General features: G+C 65.7%; 1 pseudogene. It reads left to right on the forward strand.

Annotation, left to right across the window (positions count from 1 at the left end):
* Positions 1 to 350 (forward strand): annotated as a pseudogene (locus E4T88_RS18970) (hypothetical protein); the annotation flags it as partial.
* Between the last annotated feature and the right edge of the window lie 76 nt (positions 351 to 426).

Below are 426 nucleotides of genomic sequence, written 5' to 3' on the forward strand. Positions count from 1 at the left end.
AAGAGACAGCTTACGCCCTGGTGAAGGCCGGCCAGGCTGACGCCTTCGCCACCGACGACGTGCTGCTCTACGGCCTGATCGCCACCGACGGCCAGGACGGGGCGAGCTACACGGTCCTGCCCGACAAGCTCTCCTACGAGCCCTACGGCATCATGTTCCGCAAGGACGATCCCGAGTTCGCCGGGGTCGTGGCCCAAACCTTCACAAGGCTGGCCGAATCACGCGCGTTGCGCTGTACCTACGAGCGCTGGTTCCTGAAGCGCCTGCCCAACGGCGAGCGCCTCGACATCCCGATGTCGAACGACCTGCGGACGAGTTTTCAGCTGATGGGCCTGGACGCGCAGGAGTGATTTCTTCGGGAGATCGGCGCGCCGCGGCGCCTCGCTTTCGCCCAACCAGGGGATGAGGAAGGGGCCGCGTTTCTCG

This window comes from Dysgonomonas mossii (assembly GCF_004569505.1).
GTDB lineage: Bacteria > Bacteroidota > Bacteroidia > Bacteroidales > Dysgonomonadaceae > Dysgonomonas.